The sequence below is a fragment of the Pantoea sp. Taur genome (genome assembly GCF_009830025.1).
In the GTDB taxonomy this organism is placed as follows: Bacteria; Pseudomonadota; Gammaproteobacteria; order Enterobacterales; family Enterobacteriaceae; genus Pantoea; species Pantoea communis.
This window is the reverse complement of the sequence record NZ_SZZZ01000022.1, coordinates 25235-44140: the sequence shown is the minus strand read 5'-3', so window position 1 is coordinate 44140 and position 18906 is coordinate 25235. Positions and strand designations below refer to the sequence as shown.

Here is an 18906-nt window from a genome sequence, read left to right as displayed (position 1 = left end):
TTATGACGACACTCTGTTTACCGTGCGCTGGAATGCGCACTGAAAAGGCATCGCTGAAGACTTAATCCAGTTTCACACCCAGACGGTGCGCCACTTCTTCATACGCTTCAATCAGGCCACCGAGGCTCTGACGGAAACGGTCTTTGTCCATTTTGTCCATGGTCTCTTTGTCCCACAGACGCGCGCCGTCTGGCGAGAACTCATCGCCCAACGTCACCTCACCATTGAACAGACCGAACTCCAGTTTGAAGTCGACCAGGATCAAACCGGCGTCATCAAACATTTTGCTCAGTACGTCGTTGGCTTTGAAAGTCAGTTCCTGCATGCGCGCCAGATTGGCTTTGCTGACCCAGCCAAAGGTCTCGCAGTAGGATTCGTTGACCATCGGGTCGTGTTTGGCGTCATCTTTCAGGAAGAGATCAAACAGCGGTGGATTGAGCAACATGCCCTCTTCCACGCCCAGACGTTTTACCAGCGATCCTGCCGCACGGTTGCGCACTACGCACTCCACCGGCACCATCTCCAGCTTTTTGACCAGCGCTTCGTTATCCGACAGCAGCGCTTCCATCTGGGTCGGAATGCCCGCTTCCTGCAATTTAGTCATAATGAAATGGTTGAACTTGTTGTTCACCATTCCTTTGCGATCAAATTGCTCGATTCGTGCACCGTCTCCTGCTGACGTATCGTTGCGGAATTCAAGTACCAGCAGATCCGGATTATCGGTGCTGTATACGGTTTTCGCTTTACCGCGATACAACTCAGCTCGCTTTTGCATCTCATTAACTCCAAACATGAAAGAACCCGTGTTCAGCGGTGTTTCACCGCGCGATGACTGCCTGACGCAATCGTTTACTTCGCCGGGCGCTATTATGCCAAATCCAAAACAAAAAGGCCGGAGAATCTCCGGCCCATTGGCAATTTATTTGTTCAGTGCACCTTGGAACACCGCCACCAGCGCGTCATTCTGCGCCTGAGTGAGCACATGGCCCTTAGGATCAATGAACTGCAGACTGCTGCGGTTATCCAGATCGCCAACCTGCAATTTGTAATCGCCGTTTGGCAGCTCAGGATCTTTCGCACCAATCGCGTCAAACGCGCTGCTGCCCGGCTGCTTGTAGGTCACTTTCAGACTACCCTGCGAGCGGTTGTCATCGGTGACTTCCATGCCCACACGCTTCAGCGCCGCTGGCAGACGCTGCCAGGTGACGTTAAACGGTGAACGCAGCACCAGCAGTGGCAGACCGGTATCATCTGCGCCGCTCTGGACATCAATCTGCCCGGTCGCGCGGCCCGCAGCGGCATCAGCACTGGCGGTGTCGATCTTATCCAGACCGGTACTGATGTCGTTCAACATCTGGCCGGTGTAGCGTTGGATCTGTGCCGGAGCCGTCACCGTCTCACCTTTCTGCTGCAATTCCAGCAGACGGACTGTCAACACCTGCTGATAGCTCTGGTTTTGTACGCTGATCTGATAACGACCACGATACTGGTTATCTTCATCCGCACGGTTCCACTGCACCCAATCGGTGGTCAGCTGCTGCTCAGCATCATCACGCTGTGCAATCGGGAACTTGTAGGACTGGATCACATTCACCACCTGTGACCAGATCGAGCCACGGCTGCTCTCAACCGCCAGCACACCGGTATTACCAGTGAACTGTGCACGCGTGCCGTTCAGCAGCGCCAGAGGTTGAGCCGGAGGACGAATATCCAGTTCTTTACCTACTGCACCCTTCGCAACAGTGTGCGGCACATCGTAATCGCCATTCTGCAGAGGCAGAATCATCCCCGCCGGGGCTTTTAAATCATGCAGTTCAGGCGCCTGCAGGTAAGATTCATCACCGCTGACCTGGCGCTTATAACGCTGATCGCTGGAACAAGCTGTTAGCAGCATCAGGGTGGACAAGCCCACCACGGTTGCCAGCGTCGAGCGCTTAACTGAATAACTCATTGATTCTCCCTAATTTATCGCAGACCCGCTTTAATCAGCGCCTGAGCCGTTTTCGCCTGACCGGCTTCGGTCAGTGGCGTCATCGGCAAGCGCAGCGTGTCATCCGCGATTAATCCTAGCTGTTTCGCTGCCCATTTAACCGGGATTGGATTGGGTTCACAGAAAAGCGTCTGGTGCAGGTGCATCAGACGCTGATTCAGGCGACGCGCTTCGGCAAAATTACCCTGTTGCGCCAGCGCACAGAGTTCAACCATTTCACGCGCTGCAATGTTGGCTGTAACCGAGATTACGCCTTTGCCGCCCAGTTGCATGGAGTCCAAAGCTGTCGCGTCATCGCCGCTGACAATAATGAACTCATCATTAACCAGCTCTTGGATCTGAGAAATACGCGATAAGTTCCCGGTGGCCTCTTTGATTCCGATAATATTTTTAATTTCGGCCAGGCGAGCCACGGTTTCTGGCAGCATGTCGCAGCCCGTACGTGATGGTACGTTATACAGCATCTGTGGCAGATCGGTGCTTTCGGCAATCGCTTTGAAGTGCTGGAACAGACCTTCCTGAGTTGGACGGTTGTAGTAAGGCGTCACGGTCAGACAACCCACCACACCGGTGCCGGTAAAGCGCTTCGTGAGAGAGATACCTTCAGCAGTGGCATTGGCGCCGGTACCGGCAATCACCGGGATACGGCCATCCGCCAGCTCCAGGGTCTGCATCACTACATCGCCATGTTCTTCATGGCTCAGGGTAGCGGATTCGCCGGTGGTGCCAACAGAAACAATCGCCGCGGTGCCGCTGGCAACATGATAATCAATCAGTTTTTTCAAACTCTCGCGGCAGACATTACCTTTTTCATTCATTGGCGTAATGAGCGCAACAATACTTCCGGTGAACATGGGCTATCCCCTCGACAAACAAGTGCCTCATGTTACGTTTTACCTCGAAAGAAAAGCAAGCGAGCCAAGCCATTCCTACCCTTGTCAGCAGTTTTTTTTATGTTTACCTTATGGTTATTAGCGAACGTACAGGAATTGCCATTTTGTCGCAGTCACAGCCTCACCATCTGGTGATCACCGCATTGGGCGTTGATCGTCCGGGTATCGTCAATACCATCACTCGCCACGTCAGTAGCTGCGGCTGTAATATTGAAGACAGTCGTCTGGCGATGCTGGGCGATGAGTTCACCTTCATCATGTTGCTTTCGGGGAGCTGGAACGCGATAACCCTGATTGAATCCACGCTGCCGATGAAAGGGGCTGAGCTGGAACTGTTGATTGTGATGAAGCGCACTAATGCGCGCGTCACCCCGCCGATGCCTGCCACGGTATGGGTGCAGGTGGAAGTGCCAGATTCTCCTCATCTCATTGAGCGCTTTACCGATCTGTTCGATAAACATCAGATGAACATTGCCGAATTGGTGTCGCGTATTACCCCGGCACAGGAAGGTGTCCCACCGACACTGTATATTCAGATGACGGCACACAGCCCGGATAATCAGGCCAGCGCACCGTTTGAACAGGCCTTCAACAATCTGTGTGAAGAACTGCATGCACAAGGCTCAATTCGTCTTTATAGTGTCACCGACGATGCCAACAACACCCTGTAAGCTAACGCCGGATTATTTCTCCACACACTCTGCCCTGCGGCATACCGTGTAGTGAAATAACCCAGAGGGTGGCACCCGCTGGTGCTTTTTGCCGCGAGGGTGTATTACCCACAGCATGAAGAAAAAATGGAGAGTTGTGATGAATCCACTGAAAGCCGGTGATACCGCACCGAAATTTAGCTTGCCCGATCAGGACGGCGAACAAGTAAATTTGGCCGACTTCCAGGGACAGCGCGTTCTGGTCTATTTCTACCCGAAGGCCATGACGCCGGGTTGCACCGTTCAGGCCTGTGGTCTGCGCGACAACATGGATGCGTTGAAAACCGTGGGCGTGGAAGTGCTGGGCATCAGCACCGATAAGCCTGAAAAGCTGTCACGCTTCGCCGAAAAAGAGGTGCTGAACTTCACCCTTTTATCTGATGAAGACCACCAGGTCTGCCAGGAATTCGGTGTCTGGGGTGAGAAAACCTTTATGGGTAAAACCTATGACGGTATCCACCGCATCAGTTTCCTGATCGACGGCAACGGCAAAGTTGAGAAAGTCTTCGACGACTTCAAAACGTCGAACCACCACGACATCGTGCTGGATTATCTGAAGTCGGCATAAAATAAAACGGGTGCACAATGTGCACCCGTTTTATTTACCCCTGCTGATGCTCCAGCGTGGTTTCCGGCCAGGCGCGCACCACGGCCTTGATTAACGTCGCCAGCGGAATGGCAAAGAACACGCCCCAAAAGCCCCACATACCACCAAAAATCACCACCGAAAGAATGATCACCAGCGGATGCAGGTTGACGGCCTCTGAAAACAGAATCGGCACCAGCACATTACCATCCAGCGCCTGCACCACCAGATAAACGATAAACATCGTCCAGAAATCCGTGCCCAAACCCCACTGGAACAGACCGACGCCAATCACCGGAATGGTGACCACCATCGCGCCGATGTAAGGGATTAGCACGGAAATCCCGACCAGCACCGCCAGCAGCAACGCATAGTTGAGCCCTAAGACCAGGAAGGCAATCCAGGTGACAAACCCTACCGCGACCATCTCCAGCACTTTGCCACGAATGTAGTTGGTGATTTGCTGATTCATCTCCTGCCACACCACGCCCGCCAACCCGCGATTGCGCGGCAGCACGCGACGCACAGCATTGAGCATCTGTTCTTTATCTTTCAGCAGGAAGAACACCATCAGCGGCACCAGCACCAGATAGATCATCAGCGTCATCAGCCCGACTAGCGAGGCCAGTGAGTACTTCACCAATGACTCCCCCAACCCGGTCAGGCGGCTACGCAGATTCTCCACGATGATATCGATGATGCCCGCATCCACCAGCGCCGGAAAACGCTTCGGCAACCCGGCGGCATAAACGTAGAGCTTGTTGAGCATATTCGGCAGGTCACGCAGCAAATTGATGCCCTGCTGCCAGGCCACTGGCGCAACAATCAGCACCATCACCAGCAAAATACCGGCAAAAACAATCAGCACCATGCTGGTGGCGCAGGTGCGGCTGCATCCCAGGCGCTGTAATCGAACGGTTGGCCACTCCAGCAGATAAGCCAGCACCAGCGCGACCAGCAACGGTGCTAATAATCCACTGAAGAAAAACAGGATACAGAACGCCATCAACAGGATTACCAGCAGGCCAATCGCCTGCGGATCGCTAAAGCGACGTTTGTACCATTGGAAAAGCAGAGCCAGCATTTCACTTCCTTGACGCCAAAAACGGGATGACGATTGTACAGAAATTTACGGCGAAAACCTGATGTGCATAAACCTGCATCTTAAGAAACCCGATGAGGATCTGCGCTTTGGGGCAGGCGGCAAAGCCTGAGCAGCTAAGGTCCAATAGCGCCTGTTTAAACACCCCATATTGGGCTGGATATTTTGCAGAATCCTGTGCGTCTGTGCACACCGTATAAATCCTGCACTTTGGTGATAGGGTCGCCATTTTGGTCGACCCTTAAGGCACTAGCGGGTAATACTGCTCACCAGCGCATCCTGCCCGGCAATCATCACGCAGTTACGTCCGGCATTTTTCGCCTGATAGAGTGCGGCATCCGCCTGTTTCAAGCTCACATCTTGCGGCTGGTTATCGGCCTCCCAATGTGCGATGCCCACTGAAAGCGTGATATGCCCAACATGGTCAATCCAGCTCTCGGCGATGCTGGTACGCACGCGCTCGGCAATCACCCGCGCTTCTTCCGTCGAGGTGGCTGGCAACAGCATCAAAAATTCCTCGCCGCCATTACGGCACACCACGTCGGTCTGGCGCGCACTGTTACGCAGGGTACGCGCCACCTGTTTGATCACTTCGTCACCCACATCATGGCCGAAGTTGTCATTCACCCGCTTGAAATGGTCGATATCCAGCGCCAGCACCGCAAAAGGCTGACGCATGGTTTCGAAGTAATCCAGCACCGCACTTAGGCCACGGCGGTTAAGCAAACTGGTCATCGGATCGGTTTGTACTTCCGATTTCAGCCGACCGATTTTGTCCTGTACCAGTCCGATCCCGGTGAGCAAGGCGCGTTTCACCTGTGCGGCTTCGAAGTACCAGGCACGAATACCGCCAATTTCACCCGAAACGCCCTGGGTGTCCATCTGACTGGCTTTACGCGCCAGTTGCCACAGCGGCAAGGCAATCAGACGGGCGAAGATCACCGCCATCAGTAAAGTCAGCAACGCAAACGGCACCGAGTTTTTCAGCACTTTCAGCAGCAAACCCGAGAGCGGTTGCAGGGTGACGTCGGTTGGTTTGAGCGCCACCACCATCCAGCCGGTGGTCGGCACAATGGCGTAACCCGCCAGTTTCGGCGTGTCTTCTTCTTTGACCTGCACCTCGCCATTAGTGCTCTCATTGCGTTGACGCTCGCTGACGATCTCTGGCGCGGTTTTACCAATCAGCTGGCTATTCTGGTGATAAAGCACCTGATTGTTGCGATCCAATACATACACGCGCGTGCCATCCCGGTAGAACTGCTCACCGAGTAAGGCATTGAGGATACTTTTCTTCTTCAGATAGATAGTGCCGCCCACATAGCCGAGGTAGCGTCCTTCGTTGCTCCAGATCGGCCAGGAGACAAACACAATCAGATTGTTGGCAGCAGAGATGGTGGGTTTGCTCACCATCGGTTGGCGCTGTGCCAGCGCTTCCCGCGAAGCCTGGCTGGTGAGCTGCATGCCTTTAAGCATCAGTGACTCAGGCGAAATCGCTTTCACTATCCCATTGGTGTCGACCACCGCAACGGAGTTGAAGCTATTGGTTTGCTCACGCAGACGATTCACTTCCTGCTGCGCCAGTTCTGGATTATCAAAATCCTTGCCCAACTGCGTCGCGCTGTAGTGCAGCTGCGACTGTGCCAGCTGGAAAAAGACTTCCGTGGTGGCAGCCAGTTTGGTGGCATAAGCGCGATTGGCTTCGAGCGTGCTCTCGATCAGCACCATACGCTGCACACGCCAGGTGGCGTATAAAGTATTGGCGAGCGTAATGACGATACTGGTGATCGCCAGCAACGCGATCAGCGTACGCAGGTCAGTTTTTGGCCGGATGCGCATCAGCATGACGCAACCGCCCTGGTGTGAAAATTCATCATTCGCGTGCCTGATAATATAGTTATAGTTGGACTAGCTACCCCTGGTGAGGGAACCGCCAATTGTACACCTGCAAACCAGATTGAGCACGAACCATCCTGTCAGACACGCGTAATTATTCAGCAAACGTTGGCGCTAATCGATCAGACCATTCGCATCATAGAACGGCCACGGGCCCGGATAATCGCCGATAGCGCACTGGTGTGTCGTCATACCTTGCTGTGGGTGCCAGCGATGTAGCAGGAAACCCGGCGGCTCCAGCACGAAATTCGCCGGACCATTTTCAGACAAATCAAAGGCCACCTGATGCGACACGCCTGGCGCAACGCAGGCTAACGTACCGGCGAAGCGCGCCTGTACCGAACGATGCAAATGACCGCTCAGCACACGTTCCACCTGCGGATGCTGGCGGATAATCGCCGCCAGCGCGTCGGGATTACGCAGGGGTTGCTTATCCATATGGCCGATACCGGAAACCAACGGTGGATGGTGCAACATCACCAGCGTAGGCAATTGTGGCTCACGTGCCAGCTGTTCTTCCAGCCATTCCAACTGCGCTTGATCCACATAGCCCCACGGCTGCTGCGGCACGCTGGAGTCCAGCGCCAGCAGCTGCACCCCTTTCACCCGCGCCTGCCAGTTGAGGGTTTCGCCACGTTGCAGATAGTGGTGATCCGGGAACGCCGCGCGTAGCTGCTGGCGATCGTCGTGATTGCCCGCCATCAGCATGTAAGGCAGTTGCAAACGTCGCAGCGCCGTTCGCAGCGTTTGATACTCTTCTGCGTTGCCGAAATCCACCAGATCGCCGGTGATCACCACCATGTCCGGGCGCGGCGTCAAACGATTCAGGGTGTCGATGACACGCAGCAGCGCCGCCTGGGTATCCACTTTTTTATACGACAGGCGACCGTTCGCCTTGATATGTAAATCACTTATTTGCGCAATCAGCGTCAATGCTTCAGACACGAATTTCTTCCTCAGGATGCAGAAAATTGCAGGGCGGCGTCTTGCGCCAGCGTCCAGCTCACCGGTTGTCCGGCATGCCAGGCTTCACGCGCATGGCGATCGACCTGAATCGGCATGGCAAGGCCGATATCGATCATCAGCCGCTGCGACGCGCCTAAAAAGGTGCTGGCAAGGATAAAGCCCTGGCGTGCGTAGCGATTATCATCGGCGAGTAGCACATCTTCCGGACGACAGAAGCGCTGAGGATTGCCGCGCTTATCCACATCGACGCAGTTAATCGCCCCGACAAAATCGGCGACAAACTTCGAAGCGGGATGCTGATAGATATTTTGTGGCGTATCGATCTGCACCAGACGCCCCTGCTCCATCACCGCGATGCGATCGCCGAGCGCCATGGCTTCTTGCTGATCGTGCGTGACGTACACGGCGGTGATCGCCAGCTTCTTCAATAAGGTGCCGATTTCCAGACGCAGGCGATCGCGCAGACGTGCATCCAGCGCCGCCAGCGGCTCATCAAACAGCAGCACTTTGGGTCTGGCTGCCAGCGCACGCGCCAGTGCCACACGCTGTTTCTGTCCACCGGATAACTTATCAATGCTGCGCTGTGACAGCGCGCTGAGATCCACCAGCTCCAGCATCTCCTGCACGCGCGCTTCACGCTCGGCACGCGCCACGCCCTGCACTTTCAAGCCGTAAGCCACGTTCTCGGCGACGTTAAGATTGGGAAACAGCGCATAGTTCTGGAACACCATGCCAACGTTGCGTTTCTCAATCGGCAACGCGGTAACGTTACGATCGTCGAACCACACCTCGCCGCCCGCATCACAGCGCTCAAGCCCGCTGATGATGCGCAAGGTGGTGGTTTTTCCGCAGCCAGAAGGCCCGAGCAACACCAGGGTTTCCCCGGGATTCACGGTCAGATCGAGCGGATGCAATGCCAGTTGGTGATTGAAGTGACGTGAACAACCGCGCAGCGTCACGGTAACGGCCGCAGGATTCATGCCGCCTCCTTGTTTTGGCGCGATACCGCGCGGTTAAGCCAGTGATTCACCGCATTCAGCATCAGCAGTAGCGGCAAAATCATCAGAATGAAAATCAGCGTATAAGCGGAACCCACTTCCAGTCGCATCGAGGCGTAACTGTCCGCGAGGCCGACCGGCAGGGTTTTGGTCAGCGGCGTATGCAGCATCCAGGTGATGTTGAACTCCCCCACCGACAGGGTGATCACCATAAAGGCGCCCGCCAGAATGCCGTTACGGCAGTTGGGTACCACCACGGTAATGAAGCGCTGCCACAGGCTGGCACCGAGGCTGGCGGAAGCTTCTTCCAGACGCGGCATATCGATCGCCTGCATCACCGCCAGCACCGGCCGCATCATAAACGGCAGCGTGAACAGCACGTGACCAATCAGAATAAATACCCAGCTGTCACGCAGGCCGGAAAACTGGCCGTAAAGCAGAATGATGCCGAGCGCAGTGGCTAAGCCGGGCAGCGCCACGGGCAACATCAGGCACTCTTCAATACGTGCTGCCCAGCGGCCGGGCGCTTTCAACAAGCCCCACGCGGCGGGTACGCCAATCACCAGATTGACCAACAAGCAGAACAGCGCTATCAGCAACGACAGCCAGAAGGTATCAGCGTACATCTCCCACACTTGCGCCACCCATTTCAGGGTCAACCCGCTGCGCAGGCCGATAAAGTAGTTATTGGTGACACCCGCCAGCATCGACAGCACCACCGGCACAATCATAAACAGCGCGGTGAGCGTCGTGACTAACAGCTGCAGGCTAAACAATCCGCGACGATTCATGCTGCCCCCTTGTGTGCCAGGCGGCGTGCTAACATCAGCGCCAGCCAGGCAACCGCGCCCATCACCACCGACAGCGCCGCCGCCGTAGCAAAGTTAGCGTAGTTAGTGAATTCGCCATAAATGGTCAGCGGTAACACCGCCAAATCGGTGCCGAGCGTAAAAGCGGTGCCAAACGCGCCCATGCTGGTGGCGAAACAGAGTGCGCCGGTAGAGAGCAATGCCGGCTGCAGGCCGGGCACGATCACGTCCCAGGTAATACGCCACTGACTGGCGCCAAGTGATCGCGCTGCCTCTTCCAGCGAGCGGTCAAGCTTTTCACTGGCCGCCACCAACGTGACGATGGCGCGCGGCAGCGAGAAATAGAGATAGCCGATAAACAATCCGGTGAGTGAATAGGCCAGCGTCCAGCGCTCGTGCACCAGGCTCATGCTAATTTGCGCCAGCAAGCCCTGACGGCCAGCGAGCATCACCACCAGAAAACCCACGACCACGCCGGGAAAGGCCAGAGGGAAGGTCAATAAGGCTAATAACGTGCCGCGCCCAGCAAAACGCTGACGCGCCAGAAAACAGCCGACAATGGCAGCAATCACCAGCGTGACCAATGTCACCGCCAGCGACAGCAATACGGTATTCAGCAAACTCAGCAGGTAATTCGGCTGGCTAATCACGGTCCAGTAGCCGCTGTGCTGGGTGGTGCGATCGTTTTGCATCCCGATTTGCAGCAGGCGCGCAAACGGCAGCAACCAAAATGCACTGAAGAACAGCAGCGCGGGCAGCGTCAGCCACAACCATTTGCTGCCCGGCAAGCTGCGAGCCTGGCGGCGTGAAGCCGCCAGGGTGTCGGAAATCGACATGATTAGTGGATCTCGCTCAGGTACTTCGCAGAGAACGCTTTCTGCGCATCGGCCATCTGCTGATAGTCGACCGTTTGGGCGCGTGCATAATCGCTATCCGGCAGGAAGAATTTCTTCGCTTCAGGTGACATTGCTGAAGTCCGCACCGGGCGCAGGAAGGCATTGGCCCAAATCGCCTGACCTTTATCCGACAGCACATAGTCGATCACTTTCTTGCCGTTAGCTTCGTGTGGCGCGTTCTTCACCAGACTGATGACGTAAGGAACCGTCACCGTGCCCTCTTTCGGGATCACAAACGCAACGTTGGCGTGATCTTTATATTTGGCGCGATAGGCGTTGAAGTCGTAGTCGAGCAGAATCGGGATTTCGCCGGAAATCAGACGCGCATAGGCCGTCTGCTTCGGTACGATTGGCTGGTTGGCCTGCAGTTTCTTGAACCAGTTCAGCGCTGGCGTGAAGTCCTGCATGTTGCCGCCTTTCGCCTGGTTAACGGCCACAGCAGCCACATAACCGACAAAGGCACTGGCCGGATCAAGGTAGCCAACCATCCCTTTGTACTCAGGTTTCAGCAGGTCATCCCAGGATTGTGGCACTGGCGCGCCGCCGAGCGCATCCACGTTGACCATAAAGCCCATGGTGCCCGAGTGCAGCGCGACCCATTTACCGTTCGGATCTTTCATTCCGGCTGGGATGTCGTCCCAGTGCTGCGGTTTATAATCGGTGATGACGCCCGCGCTGTCGGCCTGGATGCCGAAACTGACGCCGTAATACACCACATCTGCCACCGGATTGCCCTTCTCCGCCACCATTTGCGCCAGCGCCTGGCCGGAGTTTTTGTTGTCTTGTGGCACGGTGATGCCGGTGTCTTTGGCAATGGCTTTGAGCTGTGTACCCCAGTCAGCCCATTCGGGCGGACAGTTGTAGCAGATCGCGGTTTCGGCGGCCTGCGTCATCATACTGAACAGCGAACCGGCGGTCAGCGCGATCGCTCCTGCAAGAATTTTCATTTTTTTATGGAATTTCATGGTGGTTATGGTTCCCTGGTGGTGGCAGTCAAAACGGTGGCGGGTGCGGCGATGCTTTCACCGCTCCGCAACCGGTGGGCCAGTACGCGGGTGCCGCGGCTGGCTTGTTGTAACAACATATCGATGGCACAGGCACCGAGCATGTCGGCTGGCTGAGAGACGCTCGCCAGTGACGGCGCAATCTGCTCGCCAATATCGATGCCGTCAAAACCCATCACCGAAAGCTGCTGCGGGATGCGTACACCGGCACGCGCCGCGGCACCAATCAGGCTGATGGCAAGCAAATCATTTGTACAAATCACCGCTGTCAGCGGTGCTGCGCCCTGCAACTGCGGTTGCAGCAGCGCGAAATCAGAATGGGTATGGCTGGCCATTTCAATCACCGGCAGCGCATTCAGCCCTGCGGCCTGCATCGCATCGCAGTAGCCCTGATAACGCAGGCGAGCGCGATCCGATTGCAGCATCGGCCCGGCGACCATGCCGATATGACGATGGCCCAGACTTAGCAAATGTTCGGTGGCTTCCCGCATCGCCTGCTGGTTATCCACGCAAATCGCTGGCCAGTGACTCTGCTGAGGCACGTTGTGCGCCAGGACAAACGGCATGCTGGCTTCATGCAGCGTGGTCAGAACCGCGCTGTTATCCGCATCGGCCACGGTCAGCACCAGGCCCGCCACACGCTGGCGCAGCATGTGTTCGACGATCGCCGCTTCACGCTCTGGCTGATAATCACTGGTTGCCACCAGCAAACCGTATCCAGCCGCACGCGCCTGACGTTCCATCGCCTGTAACTGGCGTGAGAAGATCGGGTTGAGCAGTGAAGGCAACAGCACACCCAGCGTGGTAGAACTTTGCGTACGCAGCTGACGTGCAATGTGATTGGGGCGAAATCCGAGTTGCTCTGATGCCGCCAACACCTTTTCCAGCGTGTCAGGCCGCAACAGATGGGGATCAGAAAATGCGCGTGCGGCGGTAGCGCGAGAAACGCCAGCCAGCTTTGCCACACTGATTAAATCGGACATGTTCGCCTCGTGATTGAGCAATGAGATCGATCTCATTGGCGCTTAAAGTAGCGGCGAACTGTGACAGCAACATCGCGGGAAGATGACGAAAAAATGACAGCAGCGCGAACTGCTGTCAGGCAGGAATTACAACATCAGGAAGGCGTAACCTTCGTTTTGCAGCGAGGCAACTGTGGTGCCACTGGAGAGCGTATGAGTGACGCGCGTATCGATCCAGTCACGCTGTAGCTGATGGAACGCCACCGACTGATCGCAAATCGTCACCTTTACACCCGCCTGCTTTAACTCATCGATCAATTTCAGGTTCGGGTTATCTGTGCCGTAAGCTTTGCGGAATTGTTCGTTATTCAGCGCGGCAGGCACGGCATCGCTGTTGATCGACACCACAAAATTCAGCTGATTCAGCGGCACCCCGGCAGCGTAATAGAGGTTGGTGACACGCGCCACGCGTTCCAGTCCGAGGTTAGGTTGACGGACATCCCCTTCCGTGCGGTTGATCTGAAAAACGACCTTATTGCTCAGGCCTGGCGTATTCGCGGGGTTGTAATCCGGCGTATTCACAAAATGGATTTTGCCGTAGCCCGCGATGGCTGGCGTGCTCCAGAAGTCCGCTGGCTCGCTTTTGTTGTCAGCAAACTTGCTGCTGACCTTATCCACCAGCTCTGGAAGCTGTAACACATTACCGCCCACGAAACCCGCCAGTGCGGCGATAACAATATAGGACGCTGGACGCATTTCACTTCTCCTCGATAGAAGACCCTAAGCCCAATTACATTTGCAGGAAGGCATAACCCTGATTTTCCAGCGTCGACACCGTGGTCGGACTGGACAATGCATGAATAACCGATTGATCGATCCACTCTTTCGGGAAGTGATGGAACGCCACTGACTGATCGCACACCGACACTTTGACGCCTAATTTGTTGAGTTCACCGATCAGCGCCAGATTGGGGTTGTCAGCTTTATAAAATTGCTGGAAATGCGCGTTATCCAGCATGGCAGGCGTGGCATCACCGGTCACAGAGACCACAAAGTGCAGCTGATCGGCCGGCACGCCTGAAGCGATATAGAGGTTGACTACGCGGGCGACGCGCTCCAGCCCAAGATTAGGCCGCTTCATGTCCCCTTCGCTTTTGGTGATTTGAAACACCACTTTGTTGCTCAGCCCGACTACCGGTTTAAAGGCGGCATCAGATTCGTAATGGATTTTGCCGTAACCATCGACAGCAGGTGTGCTCCAGAAACCTTCAGGATCGGTTGGCTCGGCAGAAAAATGGCTCACCACTCGCTGATAAATATCATCACTTTTGCTGACGGTGGCGCCAACAAACCCACCCACGATCGCAATCAGGGCGTAAGAGACAACAGAACGCATAAAAACTCTCCGGCATGCACTGCGCTAATTCACAGTCCGTTTGAATAAAGTGCCTTATCTATATCACAGCGTGAGCAGGGCAAAAGTGCTGTAGTTTTGGGCTGTCCGGGGTTTTCATTGCGGAAATAATAATTAGTCAGGCTAATTGAATAATGCTTTCGATTGAGCTGAAGAGAGGCCTAAAAAAATAACTGGCTTGAATCGACTGTCAGCTATTTAGGTTTTATCAAGCCAGGGGAGCTGAAAATATGACCATACTTAACTAAAATTTCGGCGACCCTATAAAAAATCACCATTAAAATCACTGATGGATAAAACAGGCCAGTTCACTGTTTTGACGTTTGTTTTTCAGAGTAAACCTGGAAAAGTTCATGCCAGATTCAATTATTTTGAGCAACTTTACGTAACTTTAACTTCTGAACCTGTAAAAGCGCTAACTTTGTCGTGGCGGACTATTCAATTTTTTGCTGCAATCAGCGCCCGCTGTAGCCATTTTTTCATTTTAAGTCTGTGTCGCTTCTTCATTTGCTTGTTACCACGCGCTGGTTAAGATAGAAGCGCTGCGTCAAAGGAAAGTACGCGCAGAACATTTGAACGACTTACCTGTCCAATTGCAGGTGACTTTTACAGGATCAAGGCATGTTTAACCGGTTGAAAAAATCAGTGCTGGCGGCCCTTATTCCTACGCTGCTGCTGACGCCCGCACTCTCCGTGCACGCGGACGTGAGTGATAATCTGCCCGATATGGGAACCACAGCGGGTTCAACGCTATCCATTAATCAGGAATTACAAATTGGCGACTTCTACGTGCGCCAACTGCGCGCCAGTGCGCCGCTGATTAACGATCCGCTATTAAATCAATACATCAATGAGTTAGGGCAGCGCCTGGTGGCGCATGCCAATTCGGTGCGCACGCCGTTTCACTTCTTTCTCATTCAGAATGACGAACTGAACGCTTTCGCCTTTTTCGGCGGCAACGTAGTGCTGCATTCATCATTGTTCCGCTACACCGACAATGAAAGCCAACTGGCGTCGGTGATGGCGCACGAAATTTCTCACGTCACTCAACGCCATCTGGCACGTGCCATGGAAGAGCAGAAGCGTAATGCGCCACTCACCTGGGTGGGCGCGTTGGGGTCGATTCTGCTCGCCATTGCCAGCCCACAAGCCGGGATGGCGGCGTTAACCGGTACGTTGGCGGGTACGCAACAGGGTATGATCAGCTTCACTCAGGCCAATGAGCAAGAGGCTGACCGCATCGGGATTCAGGTGCTGCAACGTGCAGGTTTCGATCCGCAGGCGATGCCAGCTTTCCTGCAGAAGCTCGCCGATCAAAGCCGCTTCTCCTCCAAACCACCGGAAATTTTACTGACGCACCCCTTACCGGATAGCCGTTTGGCCGATGCGCGTAACCGTGCCAACCAGATGCGCCCGGTGGTGGTGCAGTCATCGGAAGGCTTCTACATGGCGAAAGTGCGCTCGTTGGGTATGTATGCCACGGGCCGCAACCAGCTGACCGATGAGCTGTTAAATGAATACGCCAAAGGCAACTCACGTGAGCAAATGGCATCGCAATACGGTAAAGCGGTGCAGTTCCTGCAGGCAAAAAGCTTCGACAGCGCGAAAAAAATTATTACGCCAATGCTGGCGAAACAGCCGGATAATGTCTGGTTGCTGGATATCATGACGGATATCGACATCGGTCTGAACCAGCCGCAACAGGCCATCAACATGCTGACCAGCGCTAAAGGTAGCAGCACCAATCCGGTATTACAGCTCAACCTCGCTAACGCCTATGTCGAGGCGAAACAGCCGGCTAATGCCACGCGCATCCTTAATCGCTATACCTTTGCCCATCCCGATGACGTCAATGCCTGGGATTTACTGGCACAAGCCTCGGCAGCACAGGGATTACGGGATGAGGAGTTGTCGGCACGAGCGGAAGGATTAGCACTCAATGGCCAGCTCGATCAGGCGATCACCACCCTGAGCAGTGCCAGCGCCCAGGTGCCGCTCGGCAGCCTGAAACAGGCACGTTACGATGCTCGCATCGATCAGTTCCGCGAACTGCAAAAGCGGTTCCGTCAGTATCAGAAAGGATAAAAATCATGGTGAGCATTTATCACAACCCGCGTTGCAGCAAGAGCCGCGAAACCCTGGCGCTGTTGCAGGAAAAAGGCATAGCGCCTGAAGTGGTGCTGTATCTTGAAACACCGCCTGACGTGCGGACGCTGAAAAACCTGTTGCAACAGCTAGGCATGAGTAGTGCGCGCGATCTGATGCGCCGCAAAGAAGATCTTTATAAAGAGTTAAATCTGGCAGACAGCCAGTTGAGTGAAGATCAACTACTGCAGGCGATGGTTGAGCATCCGAAACTGATCGAACGCCCCATCGTGATCAACGGTGATCAGGCACGAATTGGCCGTCCACCGGAAGTGGTGCTGGAGATTGTTTAAAGCCCCAGCGCTTCTTTGACAAAAGGAATGGTGAGCTTGCGTTGCGCGCTGATAGAGGCGCGATCTAACCGATCAAGCGTATCAAACAGCGTGCGCATTTCGCGGTCGAGGCGTTTCAGCAGGAAGCGCCCGACATCTTCCGGTAACTCAAAACCACGCAGCCCTGCTCGCATTTGCATCGCCTGGAGTTTGTCTTCATCTGACAATGGCTGCAAACGATAGATTTGTCCCCAGTCGAGACGGGAAGCTAAGTCCGGCAGGCCAAGATTGAGCTGACGCGGTGGGCGATCACCAGTGATCAGCAAGCGCGTTTTGCCAATTTCCAGAATGCGGTTGTAGAGATCAAAGATCGCCATCTCCCACTCGGCATCACCGGCAATGCATTCGATATTATCAATGCAGACCAGTGCCAGGTTCTCCATGCCGTCCAACACTTCCGGCACAAACCAGGTGCGTTTATCCAGCGGAACATATCCCACCGCTTCACCACGGGCCGACATCTCAGCACAGGCTGCATGCAGTAAGTGACTACGGCCGCCGCCTTCACGTGACCAAAAATAGAGATAGCTGCCGTGTTGCTGAGAGAGTGCGCCTTGCAGCGCCGCCAGCAGAGACGGATTTTCCCCCGGCCAGAAACTGGCAAAGGTTTCATCATCGGGTAAATAGAGTGGCAGTGAAAGCTGTGCCGGCGTGTTCAGAAGTACCTCAACGGATGAGCAGGCAGAAAACGGCGCAAGTTTATCACGATCCTTGCAAGAGATGAACCAGGCTTCCCTGCCCGGCAAAGCGCATTAACTTTCGCGCTTTTCTTCGGCATCCAGTACCACTTCCTCGGGCCGTAACAGATTGATTACGCGGAAAATCAGTGCCAGCGCCACGCCAACGATGGTGGCCAGCGCCATGCCTTTCAGTTCTGCAGCGCCGATATGCACTTTCGCGCCGCTGACGCCGATGATCAGGATCACCGAGGTCAGGATCAGATTCTGCGCTTTGTTGTAATCCACTTTAGATTCAATCAATACGCGAATACCGGAAGCCCCGATCACTCCGTACAACAGCAGAGAAACGCCCCCCATGACCGGCACCGGGATCGCCTGAATTGCGGCCGCCAGTTTACCTACGCAAGAGAGCAGAATCGCGAAGATCGCCGCCCCGCCAATCACCCAGGTGCTGTATACACGGGTTATCGCCATCACGCCGATGTTCTCACCGTAAGTGGTGTTTGGCGTGGAACCGAAGAAACCAGAGATCATGGTGGACAAGCCGTTAGCAAACATCGAGCGATGCAGGCCGGGATCGCGAATCAGATCTTTTTTCACGATATTGGCGGTAACGACTAAGTGGCCAACGTGCTCAGCGATCACCACCAGCGCCGCAGGCAGGATGGTCAACATCGCGGCCCATTCGAAGCGCGGCGTGTAGAAGGTTGGCAGTGCAAACCACGGCGCATCAGCCACCGATTGCCAGTTTACGATGCCCATAAAGGAGGAAAGCGCATAGCCTGCCAGCACACCAATCAGAATCGGGATGATGGCGAGGAAGCCGCGGAACAGCACCGAACCAAACACCGTGACCGCCAGCGTCACCATCGAAATCAGGATGGTTTTGCTGTCTGGCGAGGTGCCATCGGCTGGCAACAGACCCGCCATATTGGCTGCCACGCCCGCCAGTTCCAGGCCGATCACCGCAACAATTGCGCCCATCGCGGCCGGTGGGAACATTACATCCAGCCAACCGGTGCCGGCTTTTTTGACTATCAGCGCCACCACGCAGAACAGGAAGCCGCACAGGATAAAGCCGCCCAGCGCCACTTCATAACCCAGCGGCAACAACAGCAGCACCGGTGAAATAAAGGCAAAGCTCGAACCCAGATACGCCGGGATTTTGCCTTTACAGATAAACAGATACAGCAGCGTACCGACGCCGTTAAACAGCAATACAGTGGCCGGGTTGATGTGGAACAGAATCGGCACCAGCACCGTGGCGCCAAACATGGCGAACAGGTGTTGTAAGCTGAGTGGAATGGTTTGCAGCAGCGGTGGACGTTCATCTACCCCGATCGCGCGTCTTGTCATTATTTCTCTATCCCCATTAGTCGTTATGAATGCTGTTTGTTCAGGCCGCGCCATCAGGGAGCGGCGCAATTCATTACGCAATATTCCAACACGCTAAGTGCCATGTCGGGAAAAAAGCGCGATAAATCGCGCCGCTACCAAAGGTGCTGGTGTTTATGCGGCACTGAACT

At 55.0% G+C, this 18906-nt stretch carries 19 protein-coding genes; 4 read left to right on the top strand and 15 right to left on the bottom strand.

What is annotated here, in order from left to right:
- Positions 1 to 61: 61 nt before the first annotated feature.
- The 3 genes from purC to dapA all read right to left on the bottom strand — a co-directional run bounded on the left by purC (position 62) and on the right by dapA (position 2844).
- Entirely contained in the window at positions 62 to 775 is a 714-nt protein-coding gene (purC, locus tag FD744_RS21780) for a phosphoribosylaminoimidazolesuccinocarboxamide synthase (RefSeq protein ID WP_160869377.1), read from the bottom strand.
- Between the two features lie 144 nt (positions 776 to 919).
- Positions 920 to 1951 (bottom strand): outer membrane protein assembly factor BamC, encoded by a 1032-nt coding sequence (gene bamC, locus FD744_RS21775; RefSeq protein ID WP_160869375.1) that lies wholly within the window; start codon positions 1949 to 1951, stop codon positions 920 to 922.
- A gap of 14 nt (positions 1952 to 1965) precedes the next feature.
- Positions 1966 to 2844: a 4-hydroxy-tetrahydrodipicolinate synthase gene (gene dapA, locus FD744_RS21770; protein WP_034825765.1), complete on the bottom strand. Its 879-nt coding sequence runs from the start codon at positions 2842 to 2844 to the stop codon at positions 1966 to 1968.
- A 110-nt stretch (positions 2845 to 2954) separates the two neighbouring features.
- On the opposite strand from dapA, the gene FD744_RS21765 reads away from it, so the two are divergent.
- Positions 2955 to 3554, top strand: coding sequence for a glycine cleavage system transcriptional repressor (locus tag FD744_RS21765; RefSeq protein ID WP_373424444.1), 600 nt, complete (start codon positions 2955 to 2957; stop codon positions 3552 to 3554).
- Between the two features lie 139 nt (positions 3555 to 3693).
- Positions 3694 to 4161 (top strand): thioredoxin-dependent thiol peroxidase, encoded by a 468-nt coding sequence (bcp, locus tag FD744_RS21760; RefSeq protein WP_034825761.1) that lies wholly within the window; start codon positions 3694 to 3696, stop codon positions 4159 to 4161.
- Between the two features lie 34 nt (positions 4162 to 4195).
- Here the strand turns inward: bcp and FD744_RS21755 are convergent, their stop codons facing one another.
- The 10 genes from FD744_RS21755 to FD744_RS21710 all read right to left on the bottom strand — a co-directional run bounded on the left by FD744_RS21755 (position 4196) and on the right by FD744_RS21710 (position 14205).
- Entirely contained in the window at positions 4196 to 5263 is a 1068-nt protein-coding gene (locus tag FD744_RS21755; protein WP_034825758.1) for an AI-2E family transporter, read from the bottom strand.
- A 267-nt stretch (positions 5264 to 5530) separates the two neighbouring features.
- Complete coding sequence (locus FD744_RS21750; RefSeq protein ID WP_058959105.1) at positions 5531 to 7123, bottom strand: sensor domain-containing diguanylate cyclase; 1593 nt, start codon at positions 7121 to 7123, stop codon at positions 5531 to 5533.
- A gap of 165 nt (positions 7124 to 7288) precedes the next feature.
- Positions 7289 to 8119 carry a phosphodiesterase gene (locus FD744_RS21745; RefSeq protein ID WP_160869373.1) on the bottom strand — a complete coding sequence of 277 codons (831 nt, stop codon included), beginning with the start codon at positions 8117 to 8119 and terminating at the stop codon, positions 7289 to 7291.
- 11 nt (positions 8120 to 8130) lie between these two features.
- Complete coding sequence (locus tag FD744_RS21740; protein WP_045814894.1) at positions 8131 to 9120, bottom strand: ABC transporter ATP-binding protein; 990 nt, start codon at positions 9118 to 9120, stop codon at positions 8131 to 8133.
- Complete coding sequence (locus FD744_RS21735) at positions 9117 to 9929, bottom strand: ABC transporter permease (RefSeq protein ID WP_160869353.1); 813 nt, start codon at positions 9927 to 9929, stop codon at positions 9117 to 9119. Before FD744_RS21735 ends, FD744_RS21740 begins: the two co-directional genes overlap by 4 nt.
- Complete coding sequence (locus FD744_RS21730; protein ID WP_160869351.1) at positions 9926 to 10783, bottom strand: ABC transporter permease; 858 nt, start codon at positions 10781 to 10783, stop codon at positions 9926 to 9928. Before FD744_RS21730 ends, FD744_RS21735 begins: the two co-directional genes overlap by 4 nt.
- Before the next feature lie 2 nt (positions 10784 to 10785).
- Entirely contained in the window at positions 10786 to 11790 is a 1005-nt protein-coding gene (locus tag FD744_RS21725; protein WP_230599116.1) for an ABC transporter substrate-binding protein, read from the bottom strand.
- Positions 11791 to 11813: 23 nt separating this feature from the next.
- Positions 11814 to 12830, bottom strand: a complete 1017-nt coding sequence (locus FD744_RS21720; RefSeq protein ID WP_034825748.1) for a substrate-binding domain-containing protein — start codon at positions 12828 to 12830, stop codon at positions 11814 to 11816.
- A gap of 126 nt (positions 12831 to 12956) precedes the next feature.
- Positions 12957 to 13565, bottom strand: coding sequence for a DsrE family protein (locus FD744_RS21715; RefSeq protein WP_058959112.1), 609 nt, complete (start codon positions 13563 to 13565; stop codon positions 12957 to 12959).
- A 34-nt stretch (positions 13566 to 13599) separates the two neighbouring features.
- A complete protein-coding gene (locus tag FD744_RS21710) occupies positions 13600 to 14205 on the bottom strand; it encodes a DsrE family protein (protein ID WP_058959113.1) in 606 nt (201 codons plus the stop codon).
- 639 nt (positions 14206 to 14844) lie between these two features.
- Between FD744_RS21710 and FD744_RS21705 the strand changes: the two genes are divergently transcribed.
- Both FD744_RS21705 and arsC read left to right on the top strand, forming a co-directional pair.
- Positions 14845 to 16308 (top strand): M48 family metallopeptidase, encoded by a 1464-nt coding sequence (locus FD744_RS21705; RefSeq protein WP_097118589.1) that lies wholly within the window; start codon positions 14845 to 14847, stop codon positions 16306 to 16308.
- 5 nt (positions 16309 to 16313) lie between these two features.
- Positions 16314 to 16661 carry an arsenate reductase (glutaredoxin) gene (arsC, locus tag FD744_RS21700; protein WP_202403665.1) on the top strand — a complete coding sequence of 116 codons (348 nt, stop codon included), beginning with the start codon at positions 16314 to 16316 and terminating at the stop codon, positions 16659 to 16661.
- On the opposite strand, the gene hda is transcribed toward arsC, so the two are convergent.
- Together hda and uraA are read right to left on the bottom strand one after the other, a co-directional pair.
- A complete protein-coding gene (gene hda, locus FD744_RS21695) occupies positions 16658 to 17359 on the bottom strand; it encodes a DnaA inactivator Hda (protein WP_202403671.1) in 702 nt (233 codons plus the stop codon). The genes arsC and hda overlap by 4 nt on opposite strands.
- A 93-nt stretch (positions 17360 to 17452) precedes the next feature.
- Positions 17453 to 18736 (bottom strand): uracil permease, encoded by a 1284-nt coding sequence (uraA, locus tag FD744_RS21690; protein WP_034825737.1) that lies wholly within the window; start codon positions 18734 to 18736, stop codon positions 17453 to 17455.
- Positions 18737 to 18906: the final 170 nt, after the last annotated feature.

What these genes read in the sequence shown, in the direction of transcription:
- arsC (WP_202403665.1), top strand. Translation starts at nt 16,314, where the DNA reads ATGGTGAGCATTTATCACAACCCGCGTTGCAGCAAGAGCCGCGAAACC.
- FD744_RS21765 (WP_373424444.1), top strand. Translation starts at nt 2,955, where the DNA reads ATGGTTATTAGCGAACGTACAGGAATTGCCATTTTGTCGCAGTCACAG.
- FD744_RS21755 (WP_034825758.1), bottom strand. Translation starts at nt 5,263, where the DNA reads ATGCTGGCTCTGCTTTTCCAATGGTACAAACGTCGCTTTAGCGATCCG.
- FD744_RS21710 (WP_058959113.1), bottom strand. Translation starts at nt 14,205, where the DNA reads ATGCGTTCTGTTGTCTCTTACGCCCTGATTGCGATCGTGGGTGGGTTT.
- FD744_RS21715 (WP_058959112.1), bottom strand. Translation starts at nt 13,565, where the DNA reads ATGCGTCCAGCGTCCTATATTGTTATCGCCGCACTGGCGGGTTTCGTG.
- uraA (WP_034825737.1), bottom strand. Translation starts at nt 18,736, where the DNA reads ATGACAAGACGCGCGATCGGGGTAGATGAACGTCCACCGCTGCTGCAA.
- FD744_RS21750 (WP_058959105.1), bottom strand. Translation starts at nt 7,123, where the DNA reads ATGCTGATGCGCATCCGGCCAAAAACTGACCTGCGTACGCTGATCGCG.
- bamC (WP_160869375.1), bottom strand. Translation starts at nt 1,951, where the DNA reads ATGAGTTATTCAGTTAAGCGCTCGACGCTGGCAACCGTGGTGGGCTTG.
- FD744_RS21725 (WP_230599116.1), bottom strand. Translation starts at nt 11,790, where the DNA reads ATGAAAATTCTTGCAGGAGCGATCGCGCTGACCGCCGGTTCGCTGTTC.
- dapA (WP_034825765.1), bottom strand. Translation starts at nt 2,844, where the DNA reads ATGTTCACCGGAAGTATTGTTGCGCTCATTACGCCAATGAATGAAAAA.
- FD744_RS21735 (WP_160869353.1), bottom strand. Translation starts at nt 9,929, where the DNA reads ATGAATCGTCGCGGATTGTTTAGCCTGCAGCTGTTAGTCACGACGCTC.
- bcp (WP_034825761.1), top strand. Translation starts at nt 3,694, where the DNA reads ATGAATCCACTGAAAGCCGGTGATACCGCACCGAAATTTAGCTTGCCC.
- FD744_RS21705 (WP_097118589.1), top strand. Translation starts at nt 14,845, where the DNA reads ATGTTTAACCGGTTGAAAAAATCAGTGCTGGCGGCCCTTATTCCTACG.
- FD744_RS21720 (WP_034825748.1), bottom strand. Translation starts at nt 12,830, where the DNA reads ATGTCCGATTTAATCAGTGTGGCAAAGCTGGCTGGCGTTTCTCGCGCT.
- FD744_RS21740 (WP_045814894.1), bottom strand. Translation starts at nt 9,120, where the DNA reads ATGAATCCTGCGGCCGTTACCGTGACGCTGCGCGGTTGTTCACGTCAC.
- purC (WP_160869377.1), bottom strand. Translation starts at nt 775, where the DNA reads ATGCAAAAGCGAGCTGAGTTGTATCGCGGTAAAGCGAAAACCGTATAC.
- FD744_RS21730 (WP_160869351.1), bottom strand. Translation starts at nt 10,783, where the DNA reads ATGTCGATTTCCGACACCCTGGCGGCTTCACGCCGCCAGGCTCGCAGC.